This window comes from Snodgrassella sp. W6238H11, assembly GCF_016100525.1.
Classification (GTDB): Bacteria; Pseudomonadota; Gammaproteobacteria; order Burkholderiales; family Neisseriaceae; genus Snodgrassella; species Snodgrassella alvi.
This window is the reverse complement of sequence record NZ_JACFSH010000002.1, coordinates 33,943-53,019: the sequence shown is the minus strand read 5'-3', so window position 1 is coordinate 53,019 and position 19,077 is coordinate 33,943. Positions and strand designations below refer to the sequence as shown.

General features: G+C 43.8%; 17 protein-coding genes and 1 other RNA gene. 6 read left to right on the top strand and 12 right to left on the bottom strand.

Features of this window, described 5'->3' with window-relative positions:
• Positions 1–9 precede the first annotated feature (9 nt).
• Both truA and H3V00_RS03675 read right to left on the bottom strand, forming a co-directional pair.
• The gene (truA, locus tag H3V00_RS03680) at positions 10–861 is read right to left on the bottom strand and encodes a tRNA pseudouridine(38-40) synthase TruA (protein WP_198207103.1); all 852 of its coding nucleotides are present in this window, start codon (positions 859–861) and stop codon (positions 10–12) included.
• Between the two features lie 470 nt (positions 862–1,331).
• A complete protein-coding gene (locus tag H3V00_RS03675; protein ID WP_198207105.1) occupies positions 1,332–3,734 on the bottom strand; it encodes a FimV/HubP family polar landmark protein in 2,403 nt (800 codons plus the stop codon).
• Between the two features lie 386 nt (positions 3,735–4,120).
• Between H3V00_RS03675 and H3V00_RS03670 the strand changes: the two genes are divergently transcribed.
• The 5 genes from H3V00_RS03670 to H3V00_RS03650 are packed head-to-tail and all read left to right on the top strand — an operon-like array spanning position 4,121 to position 6,941.
• On the top strand, positions 4,121–4,657 hold the full coding sequence (locus tag H3V00_RS03670) for a septation protein A (protein WP_198207107.1): 537 nt from the start codon (positions 4,121–4,123) through the stop codon (positions 4,655–4,657).
• Positions 4,657–4,950 (top strand): YciI family protein, encoded by a 294-nt coding sequence (locus tag H3V00_RS03665; RefSeq protein WP_370570096.1) that lies wholly within the window; start codon positions 4,657–4,659, stop codon positions 4,948–4,950. The genes H3V00_RS03670 and H3V00_RS03665 overlap by 1 nt, the downstream gene beginning before the upstream one ends.
• Positions 4,943–5,218, top strand: coding sequence for a BolA family transcriptional regulator (locus H3V00_RS03660; RefSeq protein WP_025331380.1), 276 nt, complete (start codon positions 4,943–4,945; stop codon positions 5,216–5,218). The genes H3V00_RS03665 and H3V00_RS03660 overlap by 8 nt, the downstream gene beginning before the upstream one ends.
• Before the next feature lie 39 nt (positions 5,219–5,257).
• Positions 5,258–6,124, top strand: coding sequence for a SurA N-terminal domain-containing protein (locus H3V00_RS03655; RefSeq protein WP_198207109.1), 867 nt, complete (start codon positions 5,258–5,260; stop codon positions 6,122–6,124).
• 55 nt (positions 6,125–6,179) lie between these two features.
• Positions 6,180–6,941: a peptidyl-prolyl cis-trans isomerase gene (locus tag H3V00_RS03650; RefSeq protein ID WP_198207111.1), complete on the top strand. Its 762-nt coding sequence runs from the start codon at positions 6,180–6,182 to the stop codon at positions 6,939–6,941.
• A gap of 97 nt (positions 6,942–7,038) precedes the next feature.
• Here the strand turns inward: H3V00_RS03650 and H3V00_RS03645 are convergent, their stop codons facing one another.
• From H3V00_RS03645 to rlmD, 3 genes are all read right to left on the bottom strand, one after another.
• The gene (locus H3V00_RS03645) at positions 7,039–7,485 is read right to left on the bottom strand and encodes a GNAT family N-acetyltransferase (RefSeq protein WP_198207113.1); all 447 of its coding nucleotides are present in this window, start codon (positions 7,483–7,485) and stop codon (positions 7,039–7,041) included.
• Positions 7,486–7,800: 315 nt separating this feature from the next.
• The gene (locus tag H3V00_RS03640; protein WP_370570098.1) at positions 7,801–8,367 is read right to left on the bottom strand and encodes a YceI family protein; all 567 of its coding nucleotides are present in this window, start codon (positions 8,365–8,367) and stop codon (positions 7,801–7,803) included.
• A gap of 175 nt (positions 8,368–8,542) precedes the next feature.
• Complete coding sequence (rlmD, locus tag H3V00_RS03635) at positions 8,543–9,856, bottom strand: 23S rRNA (uracil(1939)-C(5))-methyltransferase RlmD (protein WP_084587170.1); 1,314 nt, start codon at positions 9,854–9,856, stop codon at positions 8,543–8,545.
• 116 nt (positions 9,857–9,972) lie between these two features.
• Between rlmD and H3V00_RS03630 the strand changes: the two genes are divergently transcribed.
• A complete protein-coding gene (locus H3V00_RS03630; RefSeq protein ID WP_181415837.1) occupies positions 9,973–10,989 on the top strand; it encodes a L,D-transpeptidase in 1,017 nt (338 codons plus the stop codon).
• 38 nt (positions 10,990–11,027) lie between these two features.
• Here H3V00_RS03630 and H3V00_RS03625 read toward each other — a convergent pair whose 3' ends face one another.
• The 7 genes from H3V00_RS03625 to fabF all read right to left on the bottom strand — a co-directional run bounded on the left by H3V00_RS03625 (position 11,028) and on the right by fabF (position 19,021).
• Positions 11,028–11,336: a GIY-YIG nuclease family protein gene (locus H3V00_RS03625; protein WP_025331387.1), complete on the bottom strand. Its 309-nt coding sequence runs from the start codon at positions 11,334–11,336 to the stop codon at positions 11,028–11,030.
• A gap of 323 nt (positions 11,337–11,659) precedes the next feature.
• The gene (dnaE, locus tag H3V00_RS03620; protein WP_198207116.1) at positions 11,660–15,106 is read right to left on the bottom strand and encodes a DNA polymerase III subunit alpha; all 3,447 of its coding nucleotides are present in this window, start codon (positions 15,104–15,106) and stop codon (positions 11,660–11,662) included.
• Between the two features lie 456 nt (positions 15,107–15,562).
• A non-coding RNA gene (ssrS, locus tag H3V00_RS03615) (6S RNA) lies at positions 15,563–15,742 on the bottom strand.
• A 6-nt stretch (positions 15,743–15,748) separates the two neighbouring features.
• Positions 15,749–16,051 (bottom strand): cell division protein ZapA, encoded by a 303-nt coding sequence (locus H3V00_RS03610; RefSeq protein WP_025331389.1) that lies wholly within the window; start codon positions 16,049–16,051, stop codon positions 15,749–15,751.
• Complete coding sequence (locus H3V00_RS03605) at positions 16,044–16,376, bottom strand: hypothetical protein (protein WP_025331390.1); 333 nt, start codon at positions 16,374–16,376, stop codon at positions 16,044–16,046. The genes H3V00_RS03610 and H3V00_RS03605 overlap by 8 nt, the downstream gene beginning before the upstream one ends.
• Positions 16,377–16,470: 94 nt before the next feature.
• Positions 16,471–17,448, bottom strand: a complete 978-nt coding sequence (locus H3V00_RS03600; RefSeq protein WP_198207118.1) for an NAD(P)H-dependent glycerol-3-phosphate dehydrogenase — start codon at positions 17,446–17,448, stop codon at positions 16,471–16,473.
• Positions 17,449–17,773: 325 nt separating this feature from the next.
• Entirely contained in the window at positions 17,774–19,021 is a 1,248-nt protein-coding gene (fabF, locus tag H3V00_RS03595) for a beta-ketoacyl-ACP synthase II (RefSeq protein WP_025331392.1), read from the bottom strand.
• Between the last annotated feature and the right edge of the window lie 56 nt (positions 19,022–19,077).

Genomic DNA, 19,077 nt, shown 5'->3' with positions numbered 1-19,077 from the left:
ATATTGGCATTAATCCAGATATGGCCACAGCCATACGGGTAAAGCAGCTGTTTCCACACCCCATTGCTGCGGATAATCAATACCGGTCAGATATAATCCGTCCGGCATAAATGTTGGCGGTGCCAGCCGCCGGCTTCTGGCTGCCAGCAATTGAGCAAAGCCGGCCACACTCAATTTACCTGCACCCACATACACCAAAGCACCAACAATATTACGTACCATATTGTGTAAAAACGCACTGCCATAAAAATCGATCGCCATTAATTCCGGGCTGCCGACAAGATCTAATTTATATAAGGTTTTTACCGGTGATTTAGCCTGACAGTCACTGGAGCGGAAACTGGAAAAATCATGTTCTCCCACCAGCATTGCCGCAGCTTCACGCATTAGCGCCATATTCAGCGGATAGTGAGTCCAGCCGACACGGCTACGCAGTTGCGGCATACGTACCCTGCTGGATTCAAGCATATAACGATAACGTCGCCCGAATGCGTCAAAACGGGCATGAAATTCAGCGGCTACCGGTTGTGCTTTGATAATACGAATATTTTTATCCATCGCTGTATTCGTACCGCGCAACCATGCTTCGGCACTTCGCAGCGCACACGTATCAAAATGTACCACCTGCCCCGTTGCATGAACACCGGCATCGGTACGTCCTGCTACCACAACATTGATTTGTTCAGCAGCAATGGAACTCAAAGCATCTTCCAGAACCGACTGAACAGTATACAAACCATCCGGCTGCTTTTGCCAGCCATGAAAGGCACGCCCATCATAAGCCAGAGTTAATGCCCAGCGCTGCACAGGCAAACTACCTTCATGCGTAATTACCTGATTCTCTTCTCTGTTAGCAACCATGCCTGTTTCTAATCCAAATAAATCACATCAACCACATACAATATTATCGCATAGCCGTTAACTGCTTTCATATTTGAAACCTATGTAATTGCTCATTGCAAAGCAGCAATAAAAAATTGCCTGGTAATAAATCGCTTACATTATTAATAGTCCAGTCAAATCAGAATATATATTAGTTCAGAATGATTTTATCTGGCTGCAATGCCCGTTTCTGCGCGCCATTACGCACCACTACCCTATTTCTTAACAATTATATTCAGCTTGTTTCATAAGCTGATACACCTTAAAAGCAAATTTATAACCTGCAATAAAATCAATTAATAACTGAAATTTATATGCGTGATATATATTAAAAAATACGGCAAATTTACAGCAAATAAAATAGCCGAATTCCATAAACAGAATTCGGCTATTTAGTGTTTCATATACAGAAATTAATGCAGCTGACAATTCAACCAAAGCAAGGAGAATTAGCCACCTAATTGCTGTAACAGATTTTGTGCCTCTGCCAGTATCGCGCCATTAGCTTCATCAACCAATTCACGCAACGTCTGACGAGCAGTAACTGCATCATCCATTTCCAGATACATTTTTGCCAGTTCCAGCTTGGCTTGTAATGGAATAGCCTGCTGTTCAGGAGTCAGAGGTTTATCAACCTGCTCAGGTTCAGCTGATTGTTCCAGCCAGTCCTGCCCACCATCACCGGTAGCAAATGAAGAGGTCGGCCCTGTTGGTGCAGCAGTTGCATTAACAGCTGGTGCCGGTTCAGATTTATCGTCTTCAAGCGCAAAGTCCATGGACGGAATATCAATTTCTTCCGTGTCGGCCTCAGGAGCAACAACAGGTTGATTGTCGGAATCATCGCTTATTCCTAATGAATCCCAATCAATATCTGTGGAAATAGCATCATCTTCTGCTGCAAATGCATGCTGATCATGCGGAGCCAAAGTCTGCTCAATAGAAGAATGCACTTCTTCAGGGGCAGAAGTATCCTGTTTAGATTCATCATCAAATTTAAAGTCTTCATCCCACTGCAAATCAGCCAGAGAATTTAATGAATCATCTTCTGATGCTGCCGGTTTAGACTGCTGTTCGGGCTGTACGACATCCAAATCAGAGCTGAAGGATATATCTGACGGTTGTAAATCACTATCTGATGATGCGTTATCCTGTAACACAAAATCCTGATGTGCTTCAGCCTGAGATTCATCCGGATGTTGCTCTTCTGCAACTACCCATTCAAAATCCGTATTGTCTGCCACCTCTTCCTGAGGTTCTGTAACAGCCGGTTCATGCGAAGTCAGAACTTCGGGCTGTTCAGTTTCATCAATCTGATCCAGCCATGATAAATCGTCATTACTATCCAGCTCAGCAGATGACGGTGCAGCCGTATCTGCGCTAGTTGCAGGTGTATCATCAGTGAAATTGAAATTCAGCCAGTCAGTATCGTCTTCTTCCTGCTTGGCTTCTGTTACTTTTTTATCAGGTACCTGTGATACAGGCTCTGAATGTACTTCCTTAGCAGGAGCAGATTTATTATCTGCCTGAGCCGGTTTATCCGATGCTGCGGCATCATTCAGCCATGACCAGTCGTCGTCATCTGCAGCAGCACTGGCTGTAGTCGTTACTGCTGTAGCAGCCGCAGCTGTTTTAGCTGTAGTAGCTGGTACAGATGTAGATGTAGACTGACTGACTACAGAAGGTTCAGTCTCAAATACCACATCATCATCTTCATCATCAGAAGAGTAATCTTCATCATACTCAGTACTGTATTCTATACTGTTGCGTTTTCTGCTTCGTTGCCAGAGTAAGGCAGCAATTAACAGAACACCGGCCAAACCGGCCAGAGCATATGGCCACCATGAAGGCAGCATGGATTCTTCAGCCGGTTCTTCTGCAGGCTGAACAGGTTGTGTATTAACCTTAGGCTGTACTGGTACTGCCTTCACCACAGATGCCGCACTTGCAGCCGGAGCTGAAGCCTGAGCAACTTCTGAAGCCTGAATAGTGGCTGAAGCCTGAGCAGGAACTGAAGACGCTGCTGATATTTCTGCTTTAACAGTATTTTCTTTAGTCTGAGCTTCCGACGCGGCGGTATTTCCGGTATTAGCGGCTACTTTAGGATTTTCTTTTGTTACCGCCGGTGTTGTATTTTGTGTCACTTCCGGTTTTACAGCTGTTTTAAGTGGTACTTTGGATAACTTTTTCAGCTGTGAAGTAGAAGGAATATCCAGACTAATATTGCGATACATCAAATCAGGATTACCGTTACGAAAAGCATTCGGGTTAGCAACCTGTATAGCATGCATAGTCTGCTCTAAACTCAGTCCCTGCGGCCGTACCTTACGCGCAACATCCATCAAGGTTTCATTATTATCGACATTATATTTCACTACCGCATTTTCGGAAGCAAGGCCGTTTTGCAGTGCTACAGCAGCCCGTGCTGCAGATTTTTCTCTTGCAGAACGCACTGGTGCAGAATGTACAGGCTTATGATGTTTGCCGGCTGCTTTATTTTTTCCTGCTGAATGATGGCGTTCAGGCGGATCCAGCAACGCAGTATACTGCCGCCCCTGACTGCCGGTAACAAGACTGAAAGTCAGCATTGGATCATGCACAGGTTTACTGGAGCGCAAATGAATTACGGCATTTTGTCCTTGTGCTGATACACGCACCTGTAACGGAGCTCCGGAAACAGCAGGTCGCCCGTGCAATGCTGCTTTGGCTTCATCACCAGTTACCACAATACTACCTGAGAACGGCTCTCCCAGCGCCGAATTAACCTGTAAGCTACCCAGACCTGCCCATGCAGGTGCACTGGCCAACATACATAAAGACAGTGCGATGATCTTTAAATTATTTGCGTTTTTCAATCCCGTACCCTCACCGGTAATGCACCAATGCCGTCAGGCGTGTGCCTATTCATTATGAAAATTTCTACAAGTATACTTAAATAAATGCAATTGGCGTTTAACTTTCACTAAACCTGTTTTTATATTATCTCACGCTATAATAGCTTTTGCGACACTTTAATGCCAACTTACCTGTACCTGATTTGCTTTCTAACTGTATTTATCTGTGGACATTTTCATATGAACCGCACTCAGGAAGGTCTGAAACCAATATACAACAATAGTTAAATTTTGTTTAATACCTTGCTTTAACACGTGCCAAGTGTAAAAACTCAGGGTATCATGGCAACTATCTGTCACCTTTAATTTAACCCGTAACCGGAAAATAAAGATATCCAGTCCTGATAATGAAAGCTGCATTTGAATTTTTGGTAGTCATACTTTTCTTTGCTACCTATGCCTTAACTAAAAATATTATCCTTGCCACCGAAGTAGCCGTCGCAGCAGGTATTATTCAGGCTTTGTGGTGCCTGTTTAAATACCGGCGCCTGCAAACAATGCAGTGGGTTAGTCTGTTACTGGTCGTCATACTGGGCGGAGCGACTATAATTTTAAAAAATGCGCACTTCATTATGTGGAAGCCGACCGTCCTGTTCTGGGTTATGTCCGCCGGTCTGATGATTTCACATTTGTGTGGTAAAAATGTACTGAAAAGTACCATTGGCAAAGAAATAAATATGCCTGAACCTGCATGGCGTAAACTTACCTATATCTGGGTAGTATTTCTGCTAGCACTGGGTTCGCTTAATCTTTGGGTGGCTTATACCTTTACAGAAGCACAATGGGTTAATTTCAAACTCTTTGGCAGTACCACCATATTATTTTTATTTCTTATTGGACAAGCAGTATATATTAGTCAGTATACTAAAAAGGATGAGTTGTAATGCTGTTTATGTTAATGGCCACTGATGCCGATAACAGTCACGAAGCACGTATGAAAGCACGGCCAAAACATTTGGCGCGTTTAGAAGAGCTAAAGGCACAAAACCGTTTGGTTCTGGCCGGCCCCAACCCCCTTCCGGACGACGACAGCCATTTTTCCGGCAGTCTGATTGTTGCCGAATTTGAATCTTTGGATGAAGCTCAGGCTTGGGCTGAGCAGGATCCTTATGTTGATGCCGGAGTATTTGAAGAAATTCTCATCCGTCCTTTTAAAAAAATTCTGTCAAATGACTGATATTCAAACTATTATTCAAACGCGTCTGCAAATACTGGCTCCGCAGCAACTGGAACTGACCGATGACAGTCATTTACATGCAGGACATAAAGGTCACAGGGGTGGCGGACATTACAGCCTGCTGATTGTCAGCGATGCTTTTATCGGTTTATCACGCCTGGCCCGACAGCGTAAGATCCATCAATTACTTGAAGATTTATTCAGAACAAATACCATTCATGCTTTAAGCATCAGGGCATGCACAAACATTGAATATTTAACCAGATAATAATCTACTTTATCTACTTAAACTAAAAGAGAGTTAACCATGAAAAAACAATTTATTGCTGCTGCCATTATGTTTGGATTAACCGGTATTGCTGCCGCCCAGACAGTAGTCACTGTTAACGGAACCAAAATTGACAGCAAAGAAGTCGATAATCAGGTAACCATACTGGTACAGGAAAGCCAGAATCAAATTCAGGATTCCCCTGAATTGCGTAAAAATATTACCAACCGGCTGATTACCCGTATTTTGCTGATTCAGGCTGCAAAAAACCAGAATCTGGATAAAGATCCTGAATACTTGAAAGCATTAAGTCAGGCTGAAGCTGAAGCCAAACGTCTGGGCGATGATAAGAAACCGGGTTTCAAAGAAGAATGGTCTTTCTTTAAAGACAATCTGCTGACTCAGGCCTATCTGGCCAACGTGGCAAAAAACAATCCGGTAAAACCTCAGGATGTAAGTAACGCATATAACGACATGGTGAAGTATTACAGCGGCACACAGGAAGTACAATTAGGTGAAATCATTACCCGTGATGCAGATACTGCAAATAAAGCCATTGCTCAGTTAAAAGCGAATAAAAACTTTAGCACTGTAGCTAAAGAATACACTATTGATCCTGCCGGTCGCGAAAACGGAGGCATTCCTAAAGGTTACGTTGCCATTAAAGATTTACAGGAAAGTGCCACTCCGGTTTATAACGCAATTAAAGACCTGAAAAAAGGTCAGTACACTGCCACACCAGTACAGGGTAACAGCAATATATATGCTGTATTCTATGTAAACGATAAGCGCAATGTTAAACTGCCGAGTCAGAAAGAAATGACACCTGTTCTGTCACGCCGTCTGCAAAGCGCTTTAATAGCACAGGCAATTGATCAGCTTTATAAAAATGCAACAATCAAATAATAATTTAACTCTGGTTTGATTGACTAATCAGAAGATAAAATAAGGAATACTCAACATGAAAAAAAGCATTCCTTGGCTGGCCGGGCTGAGTATCATGGCGGCCGGGCTCGCTTTTGCTGATGCGCCCAAAATTGACAGCCAGCGTATTAACGTTATGCTGAAACAGATTGAGCGTCAGATGCAGACTCAGCCAGATGCTCCGGCACCAGATAAGGCAGAAATTCAGAAAGAAATCACCTTGCGCCTGCAATCAGCTGAAATATTAAAATCTGAAGCTATTAAGGCCGGGCTCGATAAACAACCTGATACTCAGGCTGCATGGCAAAATGTACAGGCACAATTTTATGCTGCCCAGTATGTGGATTATCTGGCTGCCAAAACTGAAATCAACGACAGTGATTTGCGCCGGCAATATGAACAAGTGAGTCAGGAAATCAATTTACTGCCAATTGTTTTTCCAAGCAAAGAAGCGGCTGAAGAAGGCTTAACTAAACTGAAAAAAGGTTTGGCTTACGAAACCCTGTACAAACAGGTTAATCCGGAAGCTCCTGCCAGCAACTGGATGAACCCGCAACAGTTGCCGCCTGAATTTGCTCAGTTAGCTTCTCAGCTGAAAAATGGTCAGATATCACCTAATGTTATCAACATTGATGGTCATTTTTTTCTGCTGAAAGTAGCCGGTATGCGTCAGGCTCCTAACGCACCTGCATTTAATCAGATTAAAGAGCAATTGCGTGAACAGGCCAAACAGCAAAAGGTACAGGAACAAATTAATCAGCTTTTACAAAAAAATGGTATTAGTCTGAATGATCAATAAGTTTTGCTGAAAAATAAAACCGGTACAATCGTACCGGTTTTTTCTATTGCCAGAATATTAATCACTGCGATAAACAAGTTCTAATAACCGACTCTGTTCAGCCCGTCGCTTTTTTTGGCTGATACAGCATTTGTACGTAAGGTACTCCATTAGAAATATAGGGCGTTCCCTGTATCTGAAAATCATGCCGCTGATAAAATTTAAGTACTCGCCGGTCAGCCTCAATTTTAACCGGATATTCAGCATAATGATTTTTTGCGTAATGCAGAATGAGCTTAACCAGCTGATCACCCAATCCGGTACCGCGTACCGTTGGATGTATCACAAACCGGCCAAAGGTAAAGTGAACACCAGCCAGAAACATTCGTGCATATGCCAGTATCTGCCCGTCCCGCTGATAATAAACATGTTTAGCCTGCAAATCCCAATCATCCAACTCAGGATAAATACGTTGTTGTTCTACTATGAAAGTATCGATACGCAAGCGAGCAATATGAAAAAAATCGTGTGATGAAATTTCATTAAATTTTTTGATACACCACATAACGATTTCCACCTTTTACATTAAGAACGAATATCTGATTATTCACACCATAACTCTAATCATAATATTAACAAAGTACCAATATCAAATCTTTGAATCAATATTTCAGCTTTATAACAGTTTCTAGCTTAAAATCCGCTCTGTGATCTAATATTATTTTCAATAGAAGCAACCCTTTTAATCAAAATGCCCTCGGTTAAGTATTACAAATCCGGTATATTAAATACCTAACCGGCTAAAAACTAAATATTGTGCATAGCACAAACGGATTATCTGCTATTAAAACAGATAATCCGAGTAAATTACCCAGTTAGTTTACTGTCTGGCTGCTTCAATCTGAATATTAATTTTAACATACCGGCTGGCTGGTATGTCCGTCAGATATTCATCGATCCCCCATTGTGAGCGATCAATAATAGCCTCAAAATCACCGCCGCATACCTGAGACTGAGTCATAGGGCTTTTATAACAATTAAATTTAGTTGCCCGTAATGTCACAGGATGAGTTCGTCCAACCATAGTCAGCTGGCCACGTAATGCTCTGACCTTGCCTTGCTTATCAAAAATCCAGTCCTGTGAAGAAAAACGCAGATTCGGATACTTTGCCGCATTAAAAAAAGCTTCGCTTTGCAGGTGTTTCGTGAACTCACTGCGACCAGTATCCAGAGTACTGAGCGGGATGGTTATATCTACAGAGCCAGTTTTCGCACCTGCATCATATTGAAGTTCACCATTAAGATTATAAAAACCACCCACATTACTGGAGGTTGCAAAGTGATCAAGTGTAAAACGGGCATTAGCATGCAAAGGATCGATTTTATAATTTGCAGCTACAGCCGGCACGGTTATTCCCAGCAACGCTGCCATCAAAATACTGGCCAATTTATTCATGAAGAAACACCTCTAAACATTTGTCTGACAGCAACAATATTAACGTGAATAACCAGATAACAACATCTCAAAGAGTAAAATTATTATTTCTTATCATGAAATAATTACAGGATATTCATCTACTTTTAACTAAACAGATAATTTTACCTGTTTCATTATTATTGTGTTACCAGTCAAATACAGCGATCGACTCCACATGTGCAGTTTGCGCAAACAGATTCATAATACCGCCGGCACGATAACGGTAACCGCGCTTAACGAGTAAACCTGCGTCTCGTGCCAGAGTAGCCGGATCACAGGAAATATAAACTATCCGGCGTGGTAACTGCCGCTCTTCAATTTCATTTAAAGACTGTATCAATGCCTGAGCACCTGCACGTGGCGGATCAAGCAACCATTTATGCGCATAACCCAGCTCACGCAGACGCTGTGTACTCATAGCAAAAAGATCAGCCTGCTGAAAACGTACAAGTTTAGCCAAACCATTATGCCTGGCATTACGCGCAGCACGCTGACACATGTCAGCAACACCCTCAATACCCAGCACCTCTGCCTGCATCCGTGCAATCGGTAAACTAAAATTCCCTAAACCACAAAACCAGTCAATAATTCTCTCGCCGGCACATGGCTGCAACCATTGCATTGCCCGCTGTACCATAAGCGCATTAGTCACATGATTAACCTGAGTAAAATCTTCAGGTTGATATGGAATCTCAATTTGATATTCAGGCAGACGATAAGCAAGAACCGAAGTCGCAGATGAAGATATTAAAGTGGTTTTATTACCTTTTTGTAACCAGCACTGCCACACATAACCGCTTTGCTGCTGTAACTGTTGCAGCAAACCATCAATCTGCATACGCTTGGCCTGATTTAACTCATCAGCCTGTATAGTGAGTGCGATAGCATCATCACCCTGATGCAGCATAATGCCCTTAACCGTATTTGCAGACCAGTTTTGTAAAAAAAGCTTAATTGGTTTTAAAGCTTTCGACATTACCTCAGGTAATACCAGACAATAATCAATATCTACAATTGCATGGCTTTGTCTGGCCTGAAAACCCAGCTTTAACCGGCCTTTATCATAGACTGCACGTAATCGCACTCGTTGGCGATAATGCCATGCTAAGCCATAAACAGGCGGCATCAGTTCATCAGGCAGAACCTTACCCAGACGCCGCATCTGACTTAGCCATGCACGCTGTTTTAGTGCCACCTGAGCAGTAAACTCAATATGCTGGCTGTTACAACCACCACAATGAGCATAATAATCACAAGGCGGTTGTACACGAGCATTAGCCGGCATCAGTATTCGGCTAATCCTACCTTCAGTATAGGATTTTTTTATCCGCACCGGCTGCCATTCTACTAATTCACCCGGTAATGCCTCATCAATAAATACCGCCTTACCGTCTACCCGGGCAACGCCGCGCCCTTCCTGATTCCAGTCTGTAATTTGTGCTGTAAATCGTTGTTCCAAGCTATAACCTCAAGCTAGAAATGAACTTAAATAAATTTAATTGTATTTAATTTCTCACATTACAGACAAATTACGTTATGATTATATCCATATTGCCATACTGGATTTTAAGAATAATGTTAAAACCAATACTTTATGCAGTGGCCACTACCCTCATCTCCACAGGTGCATATGCTGCCATTCCCATGCCTGATTACGCAGTACCCAGTCAGGGACAGCAAGTTATCCTGAATGTTCCGCAACTGCGGCTATTTCTGTTTCAGGACGGAAAATTAATTAAAACTTATCCGATAACTGTAGGTAAAGCCAGCACACAAACACCGCTGGGTGAATACAAAATTGGTGCCAAAGTATCTAATCCTACATGGAGTGTTCCGCGCAGTATTCAAAAAGAAATGGCGGCAAGCGGTAAAGCCGTACAAAAATCTGTACCACCCGGCCCGAATAACCCGCTTGGTCCCGTATTTGTCCGTCTCGGTGAACCGCGGCTGGGGCTTGGCATTCATGGTACCAATGTACCCAGCAGCGTACCTGGTGTACGCAGTCATGGCTGTGTGCGTTTACGCAGCCCGAATGCACTGGATTTTGCCGCAACAGTACAAAGCGGTGCTGATGCTGCCGTCATTTACCAGCAGGTATCAGTTAACACAGATGAACAAAATGATATCTGGATTGCCGTTTATCGCGATCCTTATAATAAACGAAACCTGAACAGAAAGCTCTTAAACCAGAGTATCAGTTCATGGGCAGAACAGCATCAGCTTCGGGTTGACCAGCAACGTTTAAACAATGCTCTGGGCAAACCGGCCAATACTTTGATTTGTCTTACCTGCAGTACGGGCAAAACCAAAGTTAGCGGCAATCTGAGCTCACTACAGTGGACAAGCGGTAAAGGTGAAACTGTAGAATTCAAAAACGTTAATCCAGACAATATCAATTCTAAACAGGAAATCACACCGGAAGGCAGTAGTATTGAAGTAGATGAGGACACGGACGAAACACCTAAGCAACAAAATATTACTCCGTTACATCCAACCACCACACCTGCAAAAAAACAACCCACATCAGTAAAGAAGGTTCCAATTACTACCATTCCTGCCTCATCCGATGAGGGTTTTGATTCTCTGATGTAACATCGGACTAGCAGTTTAACTGATATATAAACTCAGTTTTAAGGAAGATAATTTTCCAGCAATTGCCATAAAACTGCCTTGTCTGAAGATTTAAGCCGCTTCAGCCGATATTCACATCGTGCTGCAGCGGCTTTAGTAATGTTCCGGCAAATCAGACGCATCTCAAGTGGCGGATACATGCGTGTATATCTTGCCCCCTTACCCGCATAATGCGCCTGCCAGCGCTTTAACGGCCGATTAGTTATCCCGCAATAAAATGTATCATTAGCACAGTATAAAAAATAGACAGCCCAATCAGCATCTGTCTGAGGTAAGGGTGGTAATGCATTCAGAACAGATGCAGACAAAATCAGCTTCATAGTTCAGTATAAACCGCAATCTCGGACTGATTGAAATTCAGTTATTCCAAACTCCGGTAAAAATTATGATATACAGCGTGTTAATAATAAACACACTTAATTCACAGCAATAAAATAATATGATTTTAAGCAAAAACCGATAATTTCAAATTTTACAGATACTGAATACAGGCCGAACACCTGGCCGCGCTTCGCCGATGTCCTTAAACATTTACCAATAACACATAAAATTTAAAATAATTATTTTTATCATACACTCAGACAAGAGAGTACTTATCGTACATAAATACGCTCAATTTTTCGGTTTACACTCAGAAACTCACCTGTACCGCCTCATCGCCTAGCAAGGTATACAGTTCATCAAATAAGGTAGCCTCAGGCTTGATAAGCCAGTTTCTATCCGCACGCAATTCACCATATGCCTGCTGATGCCGGCAGCAAAATTTCAGTGGCACATGAGCCTGCTGTTCACGGTATGGTTCCAGTAATCTGGCCAATTGTCCGACAGGAGTATCTGCAGTAATGTGTAAATGCAGACTGCGTGCATAGCGGGCGCTGGCTTGCGCCAGCGTGAATGCATCATCAGCAGTGATACGTAATCCGTCACCGCCATTGTATTCATCAACAGCAACCTTACATTCCATAATCAATACCTGATCTGCTTTCAGGCTGGCTCCGTATTCTTCCAGTGCCTGCCCCGCTACTACAACTTCCTGTTTAGCGGTACCATCCTCAAGCTGCACCACAGCAAATTTACCGCGTTTTCCCATAATATAGCGGACACCGGTAACAAAACCGGCTACTTTCTGCTTATTATTAGATGGTTTCAGTGTTGCCAGTTTGCTGCTAACCAGTGCACGTACTTTATCAGCATATGGTTCGAACGGATGGCCGGAAAAATAAAAACCCATTGCCTGTTTCTCTTCAGCCAGCTTTACCGCCAGTGACCATGGTGCTACCTTTTCCATTTGTAAAGGCTCTATAGCATCTTCAACCATATCAAACAGCCCGCCCTGATTCGCATTGGCAGCCACCTGCTCAGCATTCTCCATCGCCAGACCGATATTGGCCAGCAACTGAGCCCGATTCGGATTCAATTCATCAAAGGCACCGGCGCGTACCAAAGCCTCAATCGTACGGCGATTCAGATGTTGGCGATCTACTCGCTGACAAAAATCGAATAAATCTGTAAATGCACCACCTGTTTCGCGCGCACGTACAATGGCCTCTACGGCACCTTCGCCAGTTCCCTTAATTGCTCCAAGTGCATAACGAATCTGCTTTTTATTATTCGGAGTAAACCGGTAAAAGGATTCATTAATACTCGGTGGCAGGAAAGTAATCCCGTTTTCAATACCATCATCAACAAAAATTTTCAGCTGATCCGTATTAGTCAATTCACTGGACATCGTACCGGCCAGATACTCAGCCAGATAATGACATTTGAGCCATGCAGTTTGATAAGACACCAGAGCATAAGCTGCAGCATGCGATTTATTGAAACCATAGCCGGCAAACTTTTCCATATAATTGAAAATTTCATTGGCCGTTTGCTTATCTATGCCTTTTTCAGCGGCACCAGCCTCAAAAATGGCACGATGCTTCACCATTTCCTCAACTTTTTTCTTACCCATGGCACGACGCAGCAAATCGGCACCACCCAGTGTATAGCCACCGCAAACCTGTGCCGCCTGCATTACCTGTTCCTGATAAACCATCACCCCGTAAGTAGAATTTAATACCGGTTCAAGATTGGGATGCAGATACTCTACTTTTTCCTCACCATGCATACGCCGGATAAAATCCGGAATCAGATCCATCGGCCCCGGACGATACAGAGCCACAAACGCAATAATTTCTTCAAATTTGGTCGGACGTGCTGTCACCAGCATCTTTTTCATACCCACCGACTCAAACTGGAATACTGCTGTTGTATTACCTCTGGCAAAAATACTGGCATACGTCTCTGCATCGTCCAGCGGAATATGATTAACATCAACCTTCTGACCAGTGGTTTCCAGAATAAATTTTTGCGTCATTTCGATGATGGTTAAGTTGCGCAGTCCGAGAAAGTCGAATTTCACCAAACCAATCTGCTCAACATCATCCTTATCAAACATCGAAACCGGAGACGCATCATCACCGCTTGCCTGATAAATCGGGCAAAAATCGGCAATTTTTCCCGGAGCCATCAACACCCCGCCTGCATGCATACCCAAACCGCGCGTCAGATCTTCCAGTTTCAGCGCCAGCGTCATTAGCTCTTCAGCTTCTTCTTCCTGCAATAGTTGCCGGATTTGCGGTTCTGCTTCCATTGCTTTTGTCAGGCTGAGTGGTTTATTTGCTTCAACCGGTATCAGTTTGGACAAACGGTCACACAAACCAAACGGTAAATCCAGCACACGCCCGACATCGCGTACCACAGATTTCGACGACATCGTACCGAAAGTGACAATCTGACTGACCGCAGGCACACCATACTTATGGCGTACATACTGGATAACCCGACCACGGTTTTCCTGACAAAAATCGATATCAAAGTCTGGCATTGATACCCGTTCCGGGTTCAGAAAACGTTCGAACAGCAGGTTATAACGCAACGGGTCCAAATCAGTAATTTTCAATGAATACGCCACTAGCGAACCGGCACCGGAACCACGTCCCGGACCTACCGGACAGCCATTTTGCTTAGCCCAGTTAATAAAGTCCTGCACAATCAGAAAATAACCGGGAAACTGCATCTGAATAATAATTCCCAGTTCATAATCCAGTCGCTGCTGATATTCCGGCATTTTCTGTGCCCGTTCTGCTTCATCCGGATACAGAAATGCCATGCGCTCACGTAATCCTTCATTACTCAGCTGAACCAGCAGATCGTCCAGCGTCATCCCTTCCGGTGTCGGAAAAAGCGGCAAATAGTTTTTCCCCAGTGTCAGCGTTAGATTACAGCGTTGAGCTATAGCCACCGTATTAGATAAAGCTTCAGGTATGTCGGCAAAACGTGCCGCCATCTCTTCAGGCGTAACAAAATACTGACTAGGCATAAAATCATGCGGACGGCGTTTATCAGCCAGTACATATCCGCTAGCAATGCAGACCCGGGCTTCATGTGCCTGAAAATCATCAGTATCCATAAACTGTACCGGATGGGTTGCCACCACGGCTATCTGATGCTCAGCCGCCAGTGCCACACTACCGGCTACCACAGCCTCCCATTCCGGCCGCTCAGGTAAACGCTGCACTTCCAGATAAAAACCATCACCAAACCATTGCCGGTATTTAATTAAAGCTTGTGCAGCCTGCTCAGGTTTCTGTGACAGTAAAGCCTGACCAATTTCACCATACTGTGCTCCGGATAAACAGATTAAGCCAGTATTGTCTCCCTCTGCCAGCCACTGCTGACGTACTATTGCCTGATGCGGATTGCGGTCTTCACCCACATAAGCATTTGTCAGTAGCTCATTCAGACGCAAATAACCTGCATGATTTTTGACCACAAGCATCAGGCGAAAAGGCTTGTCCGGCTGTTCCGGATTCTCCAGACGCACATCTACCGCCATAATCGGCTTGATTCCCGCATTACGGCATGCCTTATAAAATTTCACCATGCCAAATACATTCATCAGGTCACTGATACCTAATGCAGGTATTCCCAAAGCACTGGCTCTTTTAACTGCCTCTTTAATCCGTACAATACCGTCTTCAATAGAAAATTCAGTATGCAGACGCAATGGAACATAGGAAAAATTTTTGGACATAGTACTTTTCATACCAGAACAATTGTTATCTGGTTTATCCGAAATAAAAAAAGAGAAAACCGGCTGGCTGAACTTTCAGCTTTCTAAGCAATATACTGAAAATTACAAATAACAGCATTCAGTGTATCGGCCAGTGCACAAGCACATTATTGCAGCGTTAATTTTACCTGATTTGTTCAAGTGAACAGCAATAATCCGGGTAAAAACTGGCTAGTTGATTATTCAGCAGTAGTAAAGCAGGTAGTAATATAAATATACAGACCAAAAACCATTAATTCAGACTTCTATAGTTGAAAGAAATATATCCGGCCACCAAACTACCCATAAAACCTTTGTCATTTAACTGAACCGCCGAAACTTGGAAATTCAGCGAGCGCTACGCAGCTAACCGATACATCCGGCAAATCAGCTAATGAAAACAGGCTGCCTGAATCATCAGACAGCCTGTTTATGAAAGTTTCCCCCGCAGGTGCCGGTTTGGACGCCATCCGCTTGAACCTTGAGGACAAGGCTGGCAGTATCGAATGGCTTCGGGTTCATTCACAGGGAATGCTCACGCCCACCATTACCCAACCGCCAAAAAAGCGAATTATTGGTTCAAAGGAATATATGTCCTTACGAACACCGCAGGGGAAGAAAACTTTATTTTACCACAAGTGTGAGTGTACTTTCACACAACTGTATCATATCCTGCATTTTACGCTCATAATCGCCAATTGCCAAATTTCCGTGCACGGTCAGTTTGAGCAAATCGTGAGCCAGATTGAGCGCAGCCATAATTACAATTTTATCTGTTTCAACAATTCTTCCGGAACTCTGAATAGCAGTAATTTTTTCATTCAGCATTTTTACTGCCTGCATCAACGTTTCGTGTTCACTTCTGGGCGTGCCTATATTAAAAGGACGACCAAGAATTTCCACACGAACCTGTTGAATTTCATCCATTTAAATCCTCCTGCATTTGAGGTAGCCGTTGCAGCAACCGCCGCAGCTCATCACTGGATGCTTTCACTACCGAAGTATATCGGTTCTTTTCAGCAATCAGCCCGTCAATCGTAGTTTGCATGCTTTCCTGTAAATGAAACTTTTCCTTCTCATGCTGACTACGTATCCGTTCACGTTCTAACTGAAAATCTTCATTTTGTTTGTGTAATTGTTCTTTCGCAGTTGCCAGCTGCTGAGTCAGCTGATGTTTTTCTGCCAAAAGAGAATTGAATTGTATTACCAGCCGCTTAACACTATCTTCCAGTTGTTCTAATTGATTTTCCATTCCCTACCCGCTTCCGTCCTTAATTAATGCAGCATGAATTACCTGATTTATCAATACTGCTAATCCGGTTATTTTTCGTTATAACAAATAATTATTATTCCGCTTTAGGCGCTCTTTCCATCAGAATTTCTGCCATTGCCTGTACTTCAGTACGACCATGAAACAGTTGCTTCAGGATATTGGCAATCGGCATATCTACCCCCAGTGAATCCGCCTGCCTGCAAACCTCTTCTACAGTATATACACCTTCGGCAACATGTCCAAGTTCAGTTAATGCTTCAGGCAGTGATTTACCCTCTGCCAGCAATAAACCTACCCGGCGATTACGCGACAGTGATCCCGTACAGGTAAGAATTAAATCCCCCATACCGGACAAGCCCATTAACGTTGCTGCCTGACCACCCAGAGCATGATTCAGACGCGATATTTCTGCCATACCCCGTGTCATTAATGCCACTCTGGCATTAATCCCGTAGTGCAGACCATCTGCAATCCCCGTTGCAATAGCCATGACATTCTTTACCGCCCCGCCTACTGCCGCCCCGATCACATCAGCATTCGCATATAAACGCAAAACAGTATTATTCAGTGCAGCCGCCAGGGACTGAATCCAGGCAAAATTTTCCGATGCCAGCGTAACAGCACAAGGTAACTGCTGAGCCAGTTCCTGTGCAAAACTTGGTCCGGACAGCACACCGATGCAGTTATTCTCGGGCATAACCTCTGCCAGTACCTGTTGCGGTAACAAGCCGGTTTGCTGTTCAAATCCTTTACAGGCTGCAATAACAGGTACTTTACCCATACCGGCCTCAACCAGCTTCCGGGCACTTTCCCGCAAAGCAGATACCGGTGTGGCAATAATGATTAAATCTGCCGGCGCAAATGCATCAACAGCAGAAAGATTTTCTGGCAGAACAAAATCAGGCAAATACCGTTTGTTTACCCGCTCCTGCTGTAATTGCTGCACATGCCGGATATTGTGTGTCCATAACCAGACCTTGTGTGCATGCAGAGAAAAGTGAATGGCAAGAGCCGTTCCCCACGCTCCGGCACCCAGCACACCAATATTCATGTCAAATATTCCCTTTAACAAACTATCAGCAAATAACTGCCCTGTTTCTCAATACGTTCAGAAGCCAGACAACTTACAAAGACAACATTTCATTCATTACCGGCACAAACAGCTTTAACGAAACATATTGTATCCAAAAACTCAGACTCAGGCTGCCTGAAATACCGTACCAAATTAGCAGAATACAGCTGATTCACATCATGCACCAGTCTGCAAAGAGCGTTCGGGTATCAATCCGCTCAATTCAATCATAGCTGCATGAATAGAAAAACACAGGCTGCCTGTTGTCAGACAACCTGTGCTCATAAAATACATTTAAAAATGATTAATCCTCAAAGCGTTTAAACGCCAGTGAACCATTCGTACCACCAAAACCAAACGAATTGGAAATAGCTGCACGAATCGGCAAATCACGCGCCTCATTGGCGCAATAATCCAGATCACATCCCGCTTCAATATCCTGTTCAAAGATATTGATTGTTGGCGGAGATTTTTGGGTATGAATAGCCATTACTGTATATACCGCTTCCACACCGCCGGCACCGCCCAGCAGATGTCCGGTCATGGATTTAGTTGAATTCACAACCAGTTTTTTAGCATGCTCACCCAAAGCCAGTTTTAATGCATTGGTTTCATTTACATCACCCAGCGGGGTCGATGTACCATGAGCATTCACATAATCAATATCTTCAGGATTTAAACCACCGTCTTTCAGAGCACGGGTCACACCCAGTGCCGGTCCCTCAGTATTGGGCGCAGTAATATGATATGCATCTGAACTCATACCAAAACCCACTAGTTCAGCATAGATTCTGGCACCGCGTTTACGTGCATGCTCATATTCCTCCAGCACCATTACCCCGGCACCTTCACCCATCACAAAACCGTCACGCTGTTTGTCCCATGGTCTGGATGCTGTAGCCGGATCATCATTGCGGGTTGATAATGCTTTCATTGCAGCAAAACCACCTACACCCAGCTCACAAATAGCCGCCTCTGCCCCGCCGGCTATCATAATGTCCGCATCACCATACTTAATCAGACGGGCAGAATCACCAATACTGTGCGCACCGGTGGTACAGGCTGAAACCATGCCATAGCTCGGTCCCTGATAGCCTTTAAGAATAGTAACATGACCGGAAATCAGATTAATCAGAGAACTGGGAATGAAAAACGGATTAATTTTACGTGCCCCGTGTTCCACAACAGTCCGTGCTGTTGCTTCAATCGCAGGTAATCCACCGATACCGGCACCGATATTCACCCCTACCCGGGTTTTATCCAGCCCTGGTATGTCATCCAGCCCAGCATCTGCAATTGCCTGCATCGCAGCAGCTACACCAAAATGAATAAACGAATCCATTCTGCGTGCTTCTTTTGCGCTGATGTACTGAGTTACATCAAAATTCTTAACTTCACCGGCAATCTGGCAAACTAAAGACGAAGCATCAAAATGGGTAATAGTGCCAATGCCGCTTTTACCTGCAAGTAGATTTTGCCATGCTGTGGTTACATCATTACCCACAGGAGATACCTGACCCAGGCCGGTAATGACTACTCTTTTTTTACTCATAATTTTGCTCGTAAGAAAAAAACCTCTACCGAATCAGACGAAAAAAGCGCCTTATT